Origin of the sequence: Mesorhizobium sp. B2-8-1 (assembly GCF_006440955.1) — a bacterium.
In the GTDB taxonomy this organism is placed as follows: Bacteria; Pseudomonadota; Alphaproteobacteria; order Rhizobiales; family Rhizobiaceae; genus Mesorhizobium.
On the sequence record NZ_VFTX01000009.1, the window covers coordinates 175,551 to 192,149 of the forward strand.

General features: G+C 61.8%; 9 protein-coding genes and 1 pseudogene. 7 read left to right on the plus strand and 3 right to left on the minus strand.

Going from position 1 to position 16,599, the window contains the following annotated elements; all coding sequences use genetic code 11:
• Positions 1 to 146 precede the first annotated feature (146 nt).
• The 6 genes and pseudogenes from FJ428_RS22430 (at position 147) to FJ428_RS22455 (ending at position 11,868) form a co-directional block, all read left to right on the plus strand.
• Positions 147 to 614 (plus strand): hypothetical protein, encoded by a 468-nt coding sequence (locus tag FJ428_RS22430; protein ID WP_140880226.1) that lies wholly within the window; start codon positions 147 to 149, stop codon positions 612 to 614.
• A 345-nt stretch (positions 615 to 959) separates the two neighbouring features.
• Entirely contained in the window at positions 960 to 2,117 is a 1,158-nt protein-coding gene (locus FJ428_RS22435) for a serine protease (protein ID WP_181167360.1), read from the plus strand.
• 158 nt (positions 2,118 to 2,275) lie between these two features.
• Positions 2,276 to 9,607 (plus strand): autotransporter outer membrane beta-barrel domain-containing protein, encoded by a 7,332-nt coding sequence (locus FJ428_RS22440; RefSeq protein ID WP_246675791.1) that lies wholly within the window; start codon positions 2,276 to 2,278, stop codon positions 9,605 to 9,607.
• Positions 9,608 to 9,696: 89 nt separating this feature from the next.
• The gene (locus FJ428_RS22445) at positions 9,697 to 10,248 is read left to right on the plus strand and encodes an invasion associated locus B family protein (RefSeq protein ID WP_224519022.1); all 552 of its coding nucleotides are present in this window, start codon (positions 9,697 to 9,699) and stop codon (positions 10,246 to 10,248) included.
• A gap of 197 nt (positions 10,249 to 10,445) precedes the next feature.
• A pseudogene (locus FJ428_RS22450) lies at positions 10,446 to 11,025 on the plus strand (tyrosine-type recombinase/integrase); the annotation flags it as partial.
• 141 nt (positions 11,026 to 11,166) lie between these two features.
• On the plus strand, positions 11,167 to 11,868 hold the full coding sequence (locus tag FJ428_RS22455) for a DUF4336 domain-containing protein (protein ID WP_140880229.1): 702 nt from the start codon (positions 11,167 to 11,169) through the stop codon (positions 11,866 to 11,868).
• A 435-nt stretch (positions 11,869 to 12,303) separates the two neighbouring features.
• On the opposite strand, the gene FJ428_RS22460 is transcribed toward FJ428_RS22455, so the two are convergent.
• Positions 12,304 to 13,023, minus strand: coding sequence for a WYL domain-containing protein (locus FJ428_RS22460; protein ID WP_140880230.1), 720 nt, complete (start codon positions 13,021 to 13,023; stop codon positions 12,304 to 12,306).
• Between the two features lie 82 nt (positions 13,024 to 13,105).
• Here FJ428_RS22460 and FJ428_RS22465 point away from each other — a divergent pair, with 82 nt between their 5' ends.
• The gene (locus FJ428_RS22465; RefSeq protein WP_140880231.1) at positions 13,106 to 13,537 is read left to right on the plus strand and encodes a RidA family protein; all 432 of its coding nucleotides are present in this window, start codon (positions 13,106 to 13,108) and stop codon (positions 13,535 to 13,537) included.
• 579 nt (positions 13,538 to 14,116) lie between these two features.
• Here FJ428_RS22465 and FJ428_RS22470 read toward each other — a convergent pair.
• Complete coding sequence (locus FJ428_RS22470; RefSeq protein ID WP_140880232.1) at positions 14,117 to 14,842, minus strand: ribonuclease activity regulator RraA; 726 nt, start codon at positions 14,840 to 14,842, stop codon at positions 14,117 to 14,119.
• A gap of 17 nt (positions 14,843 to 14,859) precedes the next feature.
• Complete coding sequence (gene araD, locus FJ428_RS22475; protein ID WP_140880233.1) at positions 14,860 to 16,599, minus strand: L-arabinonate dehydratase; 1,740 nt, start codon at positions 16,597 to 16,599, stop codon at positions 14,860 to 14,862.

Here is a 16,599-nt window from a genome sequence, read left to right on the forward strand (position 1 = left end):
ACCGCCATTGTTGCCCTGTTGACGAATTTTCCTTCCGGATAGCCTGGCAGGGTAATCCCAGATGAAATTTTTTCGGGCGCATTAATAGAAACCCTCGACTTCACCGCCCGTCTGGGTGCAACAATACAGGTGGGCAGGGGTAAAACATGAAGACAAGCGCATTTTTACTGTGCGCCGCCGTGTCACTCGGTGGCTGCACAACCAATGCTTCGAACGTACACAAGGACCCAACAGGAGAGAGTACACTCAATTTGTGTCGCATACTCGCCACCAACCCGGACCAAGCCTACCGGACCGAGGTCGCGAAATTACTCGTTCGACGCGGGGCATCAGCAGAAAAATGTACCAAGCTTGTCACGGCCGATAATGACGTTGCAACAGCGATAGCGATCGGTGGCGCGGCAGCCGCTGCGGGTGCCGTGGCCGCCAACAATGGATACGGCGGTGGTGGATACTACCCTCAGAACTACGGGGTCGCTTGGGATCAATTCTACAACCAGTACTACCAACTCATCTGGCGATGCCGTGACCGTGCCACAGGTCGATTCGTCTACGATTCTCATTGCAGCAGCAAACCTATGAATGATTTCACATGGCCTGGCTGGAGCGCCTAATTGCCACGATCAAAACGGACCGTGACAGAGGCAACTGCTAAACTCACACATGCTGCCGTATCGCGGGCCAGCTTCCCATTCGATTCTTCTGTCAAGACGATGTTCACCGCATCGCGATGTTTAGCTTGCAGCCAAAATACATTCGCTGCTTACTGTTTCCGGGTTTTGGCGAACGGCTTGGGTGATGAAGTTGAAGATCAGAACGGTTTTGTCTGCTGTCTACATGGCGGCAGCTTTCGGGGCCGGCACACAAACCGTCCTCGCGGATGATGTCTCCGCTTCGGGGACGGGTTTTTTCGTGAACGGAAAGGGATGGGTTGTTACCAACGCTCATGTCGTGGAGGGGTGCACTACTATCAGTGTCCCGCGATTGGGGATGGAAGCGACCTGGCTATCGACAAGCAAAATGACCTCGCCGCATTTAGGCTCGGCGATGGCGAAGGCAAGCCCTTTTTGCCGCTTCGCCGTTCTCAGCCACGGCTTGGCGAGGATATTGCCGCCTACGGCTTTCCGCTCACGGGCGTGCTGTCCGACTCTATCAAAGTCACTACAGGGAACATCAATTCCCTTGTTGGCATTGAAAATGACACACGATATTTGCAGGTATCCACTCCCCTCCAACCTGGCAATTCTGGCGGGCCAGTAGTCGATCAATGGGGATCTATCGTCGGCGTCTCGACAGCAGTGCTAGGCTCCGGTTTCACGAATGCCACCGGAATAGCTGCCCAAAACGTTAATTTTGCCATTCGGTCGAATGTGGTCGAATTGTTCCTTCAAAGCCGAGGAATCCAATTCGATGCTGCCGATCCTGCATCTGACGCAAAGCCGTTTTCCACCGCCGATCTATCGGACAAGGTTGTTCCCTCCGTCGTCCAGGTCCTTTGCCATGGCGGAGGGAAGACAGTTGCTGACACTGCCATTCCTCCCACGGCGGCCGAAGCACCCGCACCTCGATCTGAGACGTCATCCGATGCGTCCATCAAGGAAGCGGCAGTCGAGGTTGTTCGCAATTTGATAGAACGCGACGGCGGTGATGCGTCGTCATCTCTGCGCGCCGTCGCTTCTATCTATGCGGATTCCATTTCGTACTACGGAAAGCAAAAGAGCATTGCCGAGGTTCTGGCAGATAAGCGCGATTATTTCATGCGATGGCCAGAACGGGATTATCGCATACGAGATGGCTCCCTGATGGTGACCTGTACCAATGGCGCGTGCATGGTGTCGGGCATCTACGATTGGGTGGTGCGGAGCATCCCGAGAAATAAACAGGCGCAGGGTTCTGCACGGTTCAGCTATACGATCTCCCTTGGGGCTAACCCGAAAATCATTTCCGAAGCAGGAAATGTGGTGAAGCCGGCCCGGCCATTGGGGGCGGCGTTCTCCGTAAGGACGGTCCGGGCACGTTGGTTCTGTCCGGCAACAACACCTACACCGGCGGAACCACCGTCACCGCAGGCATCTTGCGGGCCGGCTCAACAAGCGCCTTTGGCGGCGGCGGCATGACTGTGAACGCCGGCGCGACACTGGACCTAAACAATTTGAGCAACACGGTGGCAGGTCTCGCCGGTGCCGGCAGCGTGAATCTTGGATCAGGCACGCTGACTGTCAGCAATGGTTTTGGTTTGGTCTTCAGCGGAGGGGTCACTGGTACAGGGGGGCTCGTGAAGAGCGGACCTGGGGGGCAGACGTTGTCAGGCTGCAGCAGCAGCTATGACGGGAGCACAACGATCAGCGGGGGCGTGCTGGCGGTAAGTTGCCTGAACAATGGCGGCGTAGCCAGTTCGATTGGCGATTCCGGAGCCGCAGCGACCAACCTGGTGCTTAACGGCGGGACGCTGCTATATACTGGCGCCGGCGACAGCACGGACCGGCAGTTCACGCTGGGCAGCAGCGGTGGCGGCCTTGACGCTTCGGGCATTGGCGCAATCAATTTTACCAGCACCGCGGCCGTAGCCCTCCCGGGCGCGGGAGCCCGCACGCTGACGCTCTCCGGCACCAACATTGCCAACAACACGCTTTCGGCTCGCATCGACAACCCGTCGGGCGCTACGACCGCGCTCACCAAGTCCGGCACCGGCACATGGGTGCTCAAAAACCAGACAAGCACTTATACTGGGGTCACCAGCATCAGTGGCGGTGTGCTTGCCGTCGACAAGTTGGCCAATGGCGGACAGGCGAGCTCTATCGGCATGTCAGCCAAGGATGCCTCGAACCTGGTGGTCGGCAGCGGATCGACGCTGCGTTACACCGGCAGCGGCGACACTACGGATCGCCTCTTCACGCTCTCAACGGGCACCAGCTTCATCGAATCCTCCGGAACGGGGGCGATTGTCTTCAGCAATACAGGGTCGGCGGCCTATACCGGTCTTGGTAACCGGACACTGGCGCTTGGCGGCACAAACACCGGCCTCAATACCATGGGCGGCACCATCGTCGACGGTCCCGGCGGCGTGACCACGCTCGCCAAAAACGACTCAGGCACCTGGGTGCTGACGGGCAACAACACATTCACCGGTAACACCGTCGTCAACGATGGAAACCTGATCATCGGCAATGGCGGCACGACCGGGAACGCCGGCGCAGGCAACGTCATCGTCGCCAACGCGACCTCGACGCTGTCGTTCAACCGCAGCGACACGTTTGATTTCGCCGGCAATCTCAGCGGCACCGGCAACATCGCCCAGATCGGCACAGGCACCACCAGGCTCACCTCGGCGATCGACAGCAGTATCGGCGGCACGACGCGGGTCGACGCCGGGATGTTGGAGCTTGCGAGTAATCTCACGAGCGGAGGCGGCACCACCGTGAATGCCGGCACGCTGCAGGTCGATGCGGGCAAGACACTGATCACGCCGACACTTGCCCTGAATGCCGGCTCGACGCTGAACGTCGCCGGCACAGTGCAGGCTGCCGGGCCCACGCCCGTGGCGATCACTGGCGACGCGGGGGCGAGCACGATCAGCATCGATAGCGGCGGCACACTGCGCGGCACTGGCGACCTTGGCGGCGGCAGCGACATCGTCAATCTATCGGGAACCTTGGACACCGGCGCCGGAGCGCTGAACCTTGGCGCCGGCAATGACACGCTGGCGCTGAACGATGGCGGGGTCTTCACCGGCGCTGTCAATGCCGGCACCGGCGGCGAGACCGGCGCAGGCGACACGCTGCAGGTAAACACCGTTGCAGGCCGGATCCTGGACGCCGCCAACGTGGCCGGCTTCGAGAGCCTGCTGAAACAAGGGACCGCCACGCTCATGCTGACGGGCAATCACAGTTACAGCGCAGGCACGACGATCGCGCAAGGAACCCTGCAGATCGGCAACGGCGCGACGGCTGGCGCTCTGGCGACCCCGACCGTGGCGAACAACGGCACGCTCGTCTTCAATCTGGACAGCGATTACACTTTCAGCGGCGCGATTTCCGGCACCGGCAACCTGATCAAGCAGGGCACCGGCGTCACGACCCTGACGGGCACGAACAGCTACACCGGCCCGACCAGCGCGGCCGGCGGCACTTTGCTTATCAACGGCGATCAATCCGGAGCCACCGGGCAGATCTCGGTCGGTTTTGCTGGAACTCTCGGAGGAACCGGCACGATCGGTGGCAACGTCGCGGTGCTGGGGACACTGAACCCGGGCAATGGCGGCAATGCTCCGGGCTTGCTCACGATCAACGGAAACCTGTCGCTAAGCACCAGCAGCGCGAAATTGAACGTCAATTTCGGCCAAGCGAACGTGCCTGGCGGCCCGCTCAACGATCTCATCAATGTCGGCGGCAACCTGACGCTCGACGGCACGCTGAATGTAACCCAGACCCCGGGAGGAAACCTGGGCCCGGGCGTGTACCGCATCATCAACTATAACGGCTCTCTAACGGATAACGGCCTCGACGTCACCGATCCCGATTATTTCGTGCAGACTTCGGTGGCCCATCAGGTGAACCTCGTCAATTCGGCCGGGCTTACCCTCAGCTATTGGGACGGCAATGCGGGTCCCCATTCCAACGGGGCGGTGAATGGCGGCAGCGGCACCTGGCGCGCCGCCGGCGACCAGAACTGGACGGATGCCGCCGGCGTGTTCGCGGCGCCGTTCGCCAATGCCAGCTTCGCTATTTTCCAGGGAGCCGCCGGCACGGTGACGGTCGACAATACCGGCGGCCAGGTCCAGGCCACGGGCATGCAGTTCGCCACCAACGGCTATGTGGTGCAAGGCAATTCCATCGTTCTGGTCGACGATCCCACGCCGGCAGGTCTCCAGTCGATCATCCGGGTCGGCGATGGCACGGCGGCAGGTGCGGCTTATGTTGCCACGATAGCTTCCAATCTGACGGGCGCCAGCCAGTTGGTGAAGACCGACCTCGGCACGCTGGTGCTGTCGGGGACCAACACCTACAGCGGCGGCACCGCCATCAATGGCGGTACTGTTCAGATCTCGGCCGACGGGAATCTCGGTGACGCTTCGGGCGTTCTTTCGCTAAACAGCGGCACGCTGCACACGACCGCCAACATGAACTCGGCGCGCGCCGTGGCGCTCAACGCCGGCGGCGGCACTTTCGAGACCGACAGCGCCACCAGCATGGTGCTGAACAGCACGGTCAGTGGCGCTGGCGCGCTGACCAAGGAAGGCGGCGGCACGCTCATCCTGGCCGGAACCAATACCTATCAGGGTGGAACGTTCATCAATGAGGGCACGGTCCAAATCCTGAGCGACGCCAACCTTGGTGTTGCGGCCGGAAAGGTCGCTTTCGACGGGGGAACGCTGCATGTGGTCGGATCGGGTTTGTCGTCGGCACGAGATGTAACGCTCAACGCCGGCGGCGGCGCGATTGCCGTTGACAATTTCGTGGAATGGGCCGGCTCGATAGACGGGTCAGGCGCACTTACGTCGGCAGGGCCCGGCTTTCTCGCCTTGAGCGGCGACAGCACCTATACGGGCGGCACGACCATTGCTGGCGGAGATCTGCAACTTGGCAACGGTGGCACAACGGGCTCGATCCTGGGCGATGTCGTCAACAACGGGAACCTGGGTTTTGATCGCTCAAACCTGTATTCCTTCGACGGTGTGATCTCCGGCAGTGGCCAAGTCACGCAGGTAGGCGTCGGCACCACGGTGCTCACAGCTGACAACACCTATGCCGGTTCGACGCAAGTCTTTGGTGGCTCCCTCTACATCGACGGCGACCAGAGCGCCGCTACCGGACAGACATTAGTCAACAATGGCACGCTGGGCGGCAATGGCATTATCGGCGGCCTAGTGACCCTCTTTCCGGGCGCCAGACTCGCTCCCGGCGATGTCGGCACCACCCCCGGCACGCTCACCATCAATGGCAGTCTTGTGCTGGCCATTGGTTCGAACCTCGACTATTCGTTCGGCCAGGCGGGTGTGGTCGGGGGCGCTTACAACGACCTGACCGTTGTGCATGGTGACCTGACGCTCGACGGCTCGATCAATGTCACGGAAGCACCCGGTGGCGATTTCGGGCCGGGCATCTATCGCGTCATCAGCTATGACGGCACGTTGACCGGCAATGGACTGAACACGACATCGCCCAACCACGTCGTGCAGACCTCGGTCGCGGGTCAGGTCAACCTCATCGACATCAGCGGTCAGACGCTCAACTTCTGGGACGGCGACGCCGGTCCCAAGAGCAATGACGTCGTGAATGGAGGAGACGGCACCTGGCGAGCCGCCGGAGACGATAACTGGACCGGCGAGGACGGCAACCTGAACGCCGCCTTCTCGAATGGCAGCTTCGCCATCTTTGCGGGCGCTCCAGGTACGGTCAGCGTCGACAACACCAATGGCCAGGTTCAGGCCGCGGGCATGCAATTCGCCACCGGCGGCTATATGGTCCAGGGACAGGACGTCGAACTTCTCGGACCGCAATCGACCATCCGCGTCGGCGATGGCACGCTGCCCGGCGCCGCTTACACGACAACCATCGCCTCCAACCTGACCGGTGCCAGTCAACTGGTGAAGACCGATCTCGGCACCCTGGTACTTGGCGGCGCTAACAGCTACAGCGGCGGCACCGTTATCAAGAACGGCACCCTCGTGGTTTCTGCCGATGCCAATCTTGGCGATGCAGCCGGCGGCCTAAGCCTGGATGACGGCGCAACACTGAAGACCACCGCGGCCTTCATTTCGGCGCGCGATGTCACGCTCACTTCGGGTACGGGCACTGTCCAGACCGATGCGGCCCTTACCCTTTCGGGCCTGATCACCGGCGCCGGTGGCTTCAATAAAACGGGCGTCGGAGCACTCACCCTGACCGGCTCCAACAGCTATGCAGGGCCGAGCACAGTGACGGCCGGCGGCCTCTATATCGATGGCGACAACAGCGCAGCCACCGGCGCAGTCTCGGTTGCCAGCGGTGCGACTATCGGCGGCAAGGGCACTGTCGGCGGCGATGTGACCGTCGCCGATGGTGCAACGCTTTCGCCCGGCTCGGTCGACGGCACGCCCGGCACACTGGCGATCGCCGGGAGCCTCAACCTGTCCAGCGGCTCTGTCCTCAACTATTCCTTCGGGGAAGCGGGCGTCGCCGGCGGGGCTCTCAACGACCTGACAACGGTCGGCGGCAATCTCGTCCTCGATGGCATCCTCAACGTCAGCGCGAGCGCGGGCGGTACCTTCGGGCCCGGCGTCTACCGCGTCTTCAGCTATGAGGGGTCGCTGACCAACAACGGCCTCGTCGTAGGCACGATCCCGTCCACGGGCTATTCGATCCAGACCTCGATCGATCACCAGGTGAACCTCGTCAACACGCAGGGCCTCACCTTCAACTACTGGGACGGCAATGCCGGCCCGAAGAACAATGGCGTGATCAATGGCGGCGACGGCGTGTGGCAGACCTCGGCGGGCAACGACAACTGGGCCAATGAGACGGGCACGGTCAATGCTCCCTTTGCCGACGCCTCCTTCGCCATCTTTGCCGGCCAGGCCGGCACAGTGACGGTGGACGACGGCTTGGGCCAGGTGACGGCCTCCGGCATGCAATTCATGACTGGCGGCTATAGTGTCCAGGGCGGCGGCATCGCGCTCGCCGGAGCATCCAGCAGCATCGTCGTCGGTGACGGCACGGCGGCCGGGGCGGGGATGACAGCAACGATCGCGTCGGCTCTTTCGGGCAATGCGCAACTGGTCAAGTCCGACCGCGGCACGCTGGTCCTGACCGGCGCCAACAGCTACACCGGCGGCACGGCGATCAATGGCGGCACGCTACAGGTCTCCGCCGACGCCGATCTGGGCGACGCCGCCGGCGGGCTCAGCTTCGATGGCGGTACGCTCAGCACGACCGACAGTTTTGCCACCTCGCGTGCTGTGAATGTCATGAGCTCCGGCACCGTCTCCACCGCGGCCGCCACGACCTTGACGCTGAACAGCGCGCTGACCGGATCGGGTGCATTTACCAAAGCCGGCGACGGCACCCTCGTGCTGGCCTCGGGAGGCTCCGCTTTTGCCGGTCCGACCTCCGTGCAGCAGGGCACCTTGGCCGCCGGTGCGGCGGGTGCGCTGGGCTCGGCATCGGCATACACGGTTGCTTCGGGAGCAACGCTCGATCTCGGCGGCTTCAACCAGACCGTCGCCTCGCTCGGCAATGCAGGCTCGGTGCGGTTGGGCACCGCACCGGGCACGACGCTGACCGTCAATGGCGACTACACCGGCAATGGTGGAACCATCTTCCTCAATGCAGCGCTCGATGGCGATGCTTCGACCACCGACAAGGTGGTCATCCATGGCGGCACTTCCGGTGCCGGCATTCTTGCGGTCACGAATGTCGGTGGGGCAGGGGCGCAGACCGTCGAAGGCGTCAGGATCGTCGATGTCGACGGAAGTTCGGCCGGCACCTTCTCGCTTGCCGGCGACTATGTCTTCCAGGGCGACCAGGCCGTGGTCAGCGGCGCCTATGCCTACCGGCTCTACAAGAACGGCGTCAGCACGCCGAGCGACGGCGACTGGTATCTGCGCTCGGAACTGACCACTCCGACCGACCCACAGGCACCGCTCTATTCGCCGGCCGTGCCGATCTATGAGGCCTATCCGGGTGTGCTGCAGAGTCTCAACGAACTGGGCACTTTGCAGCAGCGGGTCGGCAACCGCTCATGGGTGGGTGCCGCCCAAGGCGCCGACGAGATCGGCAGCGTTCCCACACAGAACGCGATCTGGGCCCGCATCGAGGGCGCCCACACGCGGCAGAGTCCCGATAGCGCCACCACCGTCTCGGACTATGACGTGACGACATGGAGACTGGAGTCAGGCGTCGACGGGCTGCTCTATGAGGACGCCACCGGCATCCTGCTCGGCGGTGTCTCTTTCCATTACGGCACGGCCTCGTCGGACATCTCCTCGATCTATGGGGCCGGCTCCATCGATGCCACCGGCTATGGCTTCGGCGGCACGCTGACCTGGTATGGTGACAATGGCTTCTACACCGACGCCCAGGCCCAGGTGACGTGGTATGACAGCGACCTGAAGTCCGCTACGCTGGGCAGCGAACTTGCCAATGGCGATAACGGGTTCGGTTATGCTCTGAGCATCGAAGCCGGCCAGAAGTTCGCGCTCCAGGGCAAATGGACACTGACGCCGCAGGCTCAACTCTCTTATTCCTCAGTCCGCTTCGACGGCTTCACCGATCCGTTCGATGCGGCAGTGTCGCTCGACAGCAGCCAGGCGCTCATCGGCCGTGCCGGCCTGTCGCTCGACTACGAGGATGCCTGGACAGGAGCTCAGGGAAGGGTAAGCCGATCGCATCTCTACGGCATTGCCAATCTTTACTATGACTTCCTGGACGGCAATGACGTCGACGTCTCCGGCACCGCGCTGCACGAGCACGACCAGCCGCTATGGGGCGGGCTGGGTGTCGGTGGATCACTGAGCTGGAACGAGGACCGTTACACCGTCTTCGGGGAGGCCTTCGCCAGGTCGAGCCTGAAAGAGTTCGGCGACAGCCGCTCCATCGGCGCAAAGCTCGGCTTCAGCGTCAAGTGGTAGGCGGACCGAAGTGATGGTTGGGCCGATCACCATAAGGTCGGCTTATCAAATGTGGTCGGCCGGCCAAGGCGCCGGCTGAGTAATGAAAGGTGATCGAATTGCGCATGTGGAAATTCCCGCTGGCCAGTGCAGCCGCGACGCTCGGCTTGATGGTGATGAGCACCGCGGCTTTGTCTCAACAGGTGACTTCAAAGCTGCCAGGCGGCGCGACTTCGCTCCAGGAGAGCTATCAAGACTGGAGCCTGACCTGTCAAAGCAGCACATCAACGGTAACGTGCGGTGTCTCCCAGCAACAGACGCAGCAGAACGGACAGCGGATCCTGGCTGTTGAGCTTAGGCGAAACAGCGACGCCACGCTCGCGGGCAATGTCGTGCTTCCGTTTGGGCTTATGCTCGACGCCGGCGCCACATTGCAGATCGATGACAGCCAGCCCCTTGAGGCGCTGCGCTTCTCAACCTGCTTGCCGGCCGGCTGCATCGTGCCGCTCACCCTCGATGAAGGAACAGTAGCCGCGTTGCGGGCGGGTTCGGTGCTGAAGATCAAGGTCAGAAGCACCGACCAGAAGGACGTCGTTCTGTCCGTATCGCTGAAAGGACTCGCACCTGCTCTGGACAGGCTAAGCGTTCTTGCTGGAGCGTGACGATTCTCTGTTGGGTGTCCGTTTCCTTACCTAGCGAAAGCCGTTGCTTGCCACTGATTTAAGCCGCATCGCGCTGAGCTGGATGTGGGGTCAGCTTTCCCTCCGGATCATGGCGAAGCGGTGGAGTCCGCTTTCGGCCTCTCAACCGTCTACCGGCGTTTCTCCGGTGGCCAATCATGGCCGAAGGAGAAACGAAAATGGTTACTTCACGCTATGATCCCGCCGTGCAAGTTCGCGGGGCATGGAATGCTCGCAAAACCGTTGGTACAAAGCGATCACTACCCAGAAACAGATCCGGGCAATCCGCTTCTTCCGAGAAAGGGCACCTGCGCGATCGCGCACTTTTCGATCTGGCAATCGACAGCAAGCTGCGCGGGTGCGATTTGGTCGGATCAAAATTGGCGATATCATTGCAGGTGCAGACGTGCGGACGCCAGCCACAGTGGTCCAGCAAAAGACCGACCGACCGACCCATTTGAATTGACCTCTGATGTGCGCTCCAGCCGGTTGGCGCGACTCGAACGTCGAAGCGGCACTGTTGCCGACTATGTGTTTCCGAGCCGCATTGATCATTCAAACATATCAGCACTCGGCAGTATGCTCGACCAGTGGACGAGTGCGCACCGCCATTGCGCTGCGCCCGGCGAAGTACGGCACGCACTCGCTTCGACAAACAAAGGCGGCGTTGATCTGCCGGCGACTGGCAACATCCGCGCGATACAAATTCTGCTCGGACACACGAACATAGAGAACACGGTCAGGTATCTCGGCGTTGACCGCTCCTCGCGGAGCGCACGGAAATCTGAAATCAGGAACGGTCGTTCGGCTGTGTCGGACGACCGGCCTCGATGTCGCCGCAATCGCGCTGCGACCGCCATCGGGGTGGAAATCGTCCAAATGGCGGACTAGCTTCGCGACATGCTGGAGCCGCTGGGATCGGACCTATGGTTTGCGGATGGTGGAGTCGTCTCGTTCAAAGGCTTCGACTATCCAACACGCATGGTCGTCGTGCGTCTTGCGGATGGTGGCCTGTGGCTATGGTCGCCAGTCGAAAGGACGGCCGCGATTGAGGACGAAGTTCGGGCGCTGGGCCCTGTTCGGCATATCGTCAGCCCCAACAAGCTGCACTACCTGTTTCTGGGCGAATGGCAGGCCGCATTCCCGGATGCAAATTTGTGGGCGACGGCGGCGACAATTGCCAAGTGCAGCGAACTTCGCTTTTCCGGGGTACTGGCCGGCGATCCGCCCGCCGAATGGAAGGGACAGATCGACCAGTTCTACTTCACCAATTCGCCTTTCATGGACGAACTGATCTTCTTTCACCGCGCGTCGCACACCGTCATCATCGCCGACCTCTCGCAGACCTTCAGCGCGACGTTCTTGAAACGCCATTGGCCTTGGTGGATGCGTTCAATCGCGAAGCTTTCGAAAATGATCGAAGGGTGGGGTTATCCCCCGATCGACTATCGGATCAGCTTCCGCAACCGCGCAACGGCGCGACCAAAGATTCGTGAGTTGATCGGAAAACATCCCGAGCATGTCGTCGTGGCGCATGGTGAGGTTGTCAGGACGGGTGGCGAAGCCTTTTTGCGGCGTGCCTTTTCATGGTTGCTCCATTAGTCCCAACGTCGGCATTGGACGGTCGCCGAATGGCCGTTATCTGCTGATTATAATAGTACAGTCGCCCTTCTGCCCATTTGCCGGTCGGGATCCTGTCGTGCGTGGTCAGGGCATCGAGATATTGCGCCATTTCGGTGCCACAGAACTGAGCATTCCCGTCGAGCGTTCGCTGCACTGTGAGGGGAGGAAGGTCCTTCAGGTTCGCAAGGGAAGAATGCGATGCCCTGTTGGCCTTCGCCTTGCCGTAGTAAGGCAAATCGCTGTTCCGAAAATATTGCACCTGAGGTCTTGGTCTCACCGAAGCGAAGAGATCCTCCGCTCATTGGTTTCTGTGCCCGCGACCGTCCCCGCGGATGCGCTAAGCTCTCTCGATCGGAAGCGCGAAGAGGGGCCTGGATTGGTAGGATGACGGCACCGGCCTGGCTGTCCTGATAGTCAGCGGGGAATCTCGTTGAAAGGGCAAACATCATCTTCGAAGGGGACGTGTCTTCGACGGAACTGTGTGCTTGCGATGATCTCCGGTCGACTGATCCGGTCCATGCGGAAGTGGCGGAAACCCTCACGGGCCGCATCCCAGGCCACGAGATACCAAACTGGCGGCAGGATCAGAATGGCCTGGGGTTCGACCTTGCGGACCGTTTCCACTTCTTTAGCGTCACGGTAGCCGAACCGGAGATGCAGCTGTTGGAGAAATGCCGCCTCGAAGGCAGGCAGCAGTTCGGGATCAATTGAACCCAGGTTTGAAATATCCTGCTTGGGCGACAACTGTCCGACATACAAGCAGTCGAGGAGCCGGCGCAGGTCTCGCACCTTGTCTGCCGACAGTGCCCTCTCGATCTTGGCAAGCCCCGCATCGGCGAGATCGGAGAAGGGAAGGGACCGGGCCGCGCGCATTGCCGCAACGCTGATAAGGAGGGCGAACACCTCCGTCACGGAGAGTCGAGCAGTGGTCTGCACCGACTTGGGGTCGAGCTGAAGCCCGCCGCCTCGGCCGGATTCGGAATGTATGACGAAGCCTTGGTTACGCAGCGCTACGATGTCGCGCAGCACCGTTCGCCGTGAAGCACCCACTTCGTCTGCCAAGTCGCTGATTGTCGAGGTTCCTTCGCGTCGGAGAACGCGCACGATAGCGTCGTGTCGGAGGCGGATGTTCATTTGCGGATCCAGGCACATTTGGTGCCAAGTTATGGCACCAATTTACTTTAGGCGGCATGGTCGCTCAACAAGGAGACTGATCATGACATCTCAAAACCAAACACCCGTCGCCAGTGCAACGCCGGTCATCGTCAACCCTTCCCACCTGCACGACCCAACGCCGAATGGCTACAGCACAGCGGTCATCACCCCTGGTTCTGGTCGGCTGGCTTTCATCTCCGGACAAGGCGGACAGGACCAGACCGGCGATCTGTCGCCGGATTTCGCAACACAGGTGGAGCAGGCATACAAAAACCTTGCCGCCGTGATCGATGCGCTTGGCGCTCGCTTGGACCAAGTCGTGAAGTTAACCGTTTTCGTGGTCGACCACGATATGCAGAAGTTGGGTGTGCTGACCCAGGAGGTGATGCGGATGTTCGGTGCCAAGCTGCCTGCACAGACGCTAGTTCCGGTGCCAAAGCTCGCCATCCACCCCATGCTTTTCGAGGTTGAGGCTGTGCTTCTCTTGGATTGAGCGCCCGACCGAAGCACGGACATTCGGGGCGCGCGCTTAGCGCGACGCGCCGGTCAAGTCGTCGGTGCACCTGGGCCTCTGGGGCTAGCGGTGATGCCTATTTGATGTCTGCTCAGCCGGCTGGTTGAGCAGACATCGGAATCTTGGCGCGCCTGGTATGGTATCGGGCTGTAGCCCGTCGGGGCGCCAGCGAAGAAGGGATGGACTTCGACGACACTGCCGAAGGTGCGGAACGGCCCTAGCTTGAGGCGCAAGCGACCAGCGCTTTCGATCAGGGCCGATGTCGAGACCATCATGGCGCTCGACGAGCGCACGCGCATCGCGCCGGGAGGGGGCGAGGACGTTGTCGAATAGAGCAGAAAGCGCTCGCCGTTGATCGGTCCGTCGATGAGCCACGGTGGCTCGACACCTTGGCTTTGATCCTCTCGCCGCGCGGCGCCCATCACTGAGCGGAGCGATGTGCCCGCCTCCGCGCCTCATCCGACAACCAAAATCAGCTCTTCGACATCAGTCCTGCCACCGGCGGGTCATTGAAAGCGAAAAATCCGAAAGGATCAGGTGATTGTATGAGTTCTCACCCTAGCGTGCGTTCTCCTTGCGCCAGGCGGCGAATTCCATCTTCGGTGCTTCGCTGGTAGCCGGGTAAAGCCCGATGATACTTGCGCCCTTCATCACCTTCTCGGTCACGAAGTCCTCATAAGCCGTCATCTCGACAGTCTCCTCGGCGATTTCGTCGGCGAGATGGGCCGGAATGACCATGACGCCCTCATCGTCGCCAACGAGAATGTCACCTGGAAAGACCGCCACATCGCCGCAGCCGATCGGCACGTTGATGTCACAGGCCTGATGCAGCGTCAGATTGGTGGGCGCCGAGGGACGCTGATGGTAGGCATGGATGGCGAGATTGGCAATCTCGGGACTGTCGCGGAAGCCGCCGTCGGTCACGATGCCTGCGACCCCGCGCACCTGAAGGCGCGAGACCAGGATGGAGCCGGCGGATGCAGCGCGGGCATTCTTGCGGCTGTCTATGACCAGCACGCAGCCCGGCGGGCATCGTTCGACGGCGGCACGCTGGGGATGATCGGGATTCCTGAAAACCTCGATCTGGTTCAGGTCCTCGCGCGCGGGAATGTAGCGCAGCGTAAAGGCCTGGCCGACCATGTTCGTCTTCTTCGGCGAAAGCGGTCGAACATCCTGGATGAACTGGTTGCGCAGGCCGCGCTTGTAGAGCGCGGTCGCAATGGTGGGCGTTGCGACACCCATGAGTTTTGCGCGTGTTTCCTTGCTCAATATATAATCGGTCATCATCGTTTCCTTGAACGTCAATGGATGTCTGGTTCGGGAACGGCGGGACCGAAGCCGGTCTCGAGGAAATCGAAGTCGGCCCCGGTATCGGCCTGCTGCACATGGCGCGCGAACATCCAGCCATAGCCGCGCCCTGTCTTCGCTTCCGGGGCTGTCCATTCCTTGCGGCGGCGCTCCAGTTCCTCATCGCCGACCAGCATGTCGATGCGCCGGCCTTGCAGGTCGAGCCGCACGATGTCCCCGGTCCGCAGCAGCGCCAGCGGCCCGCCGACATGCGATTCCGGCGAAACATGCAGCACGCAGGCGCCGTAGCTGGTGCCGCTCATGCGGGCGTCGGAGATGCGCAGCATGTCGCGATAGCCGCGCTTCAAAAGGGCCTTCGGCATCGGCAGCATGCCCCATTCGGGCATGCCTGGCCCGCCCTGCGGGCCGGCGCCGCGCAGCACCATCACATGATCCGGTGTCACGTCGAGATTTTCGTCGTCGACGGCCGCCTTCATCTCGGCATAGCTGTCGAAGACGAGCGCCGGTCCTTCGTGCCGGTGAAAGCGCGGATCGCAGGCGGCCGGCTTGATAACGGCGCCGGTCGGCGCAAGATTACCCTTGAGGACGGCGAGCGAGCCCTCATGGTAGATCGGGTTGTCGAGGGAACGGATGACGTCGTCATTATAGCACTTGGCACCCTCCAGCGTTTCGCCCAGCGAGCGGCCAGAAACGGTGAGCGCCGAAAGGTCGAGCTTGGACGACAGTTTCGCCATTAACGCCCTAAGGCCGCCCGCATAGTAGAAGTCCTCCATCAGATAGGTTTTGCCGGTGGGCCGGATGTTGGCGAGCACCGGCGTCGTGCGGCTCGCGCGGTCGAGATCGTCGAGCGAGAGCGCGACGCCGGCCCGCCGGGCCATTGCGATCAGATGGATGACGGCATTGGTGGAGCAGCCAGTGGCCATGGCGACGGCGACGGCATTGTTGACGGCGGCTGCCGTCACGACGCGGCTGGGCATGAGGTCTTCCCAGACCATCTCCACTATGCGCCGGCCGACGGCGGACGACATGCGGATATGGCCGGAATCGGCCGCGGGGATGGAGCTTGCGCCCGGCAGCGTCAGGCCGAGCGCCTCGGCGATCGCCGTCATCGTGCTCGCCGTGCCCATGGTCATGCAGTGGCCGTAGGAGCGGGCGATGCCGGCCTCGACCTCGACCCATTCCTTTTCAGTGATCGTGCCGGCGCGGCGCTCGTCCCAGAATTTCCAGGCGTCCGAGCCCGAGCCAAGATATTCGCCGCGATAATTGCCCCGCAGCATCGGCCCGGCCGGCAGGAAGATCATCGGCAATCCCATCGACAGCGCGCCCATGACCAGGCCCGGCGTGGTCTTGTCGCAGCCGCCCATCAACACCGCCCCGTCCACGGGATGCGAGCGCAACAGCTCCTCCGCCTCCATCGCCAGCATGTTGCGGTAGAGCATGGTCGTCGGCTTGACATAGCTTTCCGACAGCGAAAGGGCCGGCAGCTCCACCGGAAAGCCGCCGGCCTGGAGGATGCCCCGCTTCACGTCCTCAACGCGGTGCTTGAAATGGGCATGGCAGGGATTGGCGTCCGACCAGGTATTGAGGATGGCGATGACGGGCCTGGCGCCCCATTCCTCGGGCGCGTAGCCCATCTGCATGGTGCGCGAGCGGTGGCCGGAGCTTCTGAGGTCGTCGGGCGCGAACCAGCGCGCGCTCCGCAACTTTTCGGGCGTCTTCTTCTTCGTGGTCAT

Excerpts from the sequence above, each read along its gene's own strand:
- araD (WP_140880233.1), bottom strand. The coding sequence starts at position 16,599 with ATGACCACGAAGAAGAAGACGCCCGAAAAGTTGCGGAGCGCGCGCTGG.
- FJ428_RS22455 (WP_140880229.1), top strand. The coding sequence starts at position 11,167 with ATGCTGGAGCCGCTGGGATCGGACCTATGGTTTGCGGATGGTGGAGTC.
- FJ428_RS22470 (WP_140880232.1), bottom strand. The coding sequence starts at position 14,842 with ATGACCGATTATATATTGAGCAAGGAAACACGCGCAAAACTCATGGGT.
- FJ428_RS22430 (WP_140880226.1), top strand. The coding sequence starts at position 147 with ATGAAGACAAGCGCATTTTTACTGTGCGCCGCCGTGTCACTCGGTGGC.
- FJ428_RS22465 (WP_140880231.1), top strand. The coding sequence starts at position 13,106 with ATGACATCTCAAAACCAAACACCCGTCGCCAGTGCAACGCCGGTCATC.
- FJ428_RS22460 (WP_140880230.1), bottom strand. The coding sequence starts at position 13,023 with ATGAACATCCGCCTCCGACACGACGCTATCGTGCGCGTTCTCCGACGC.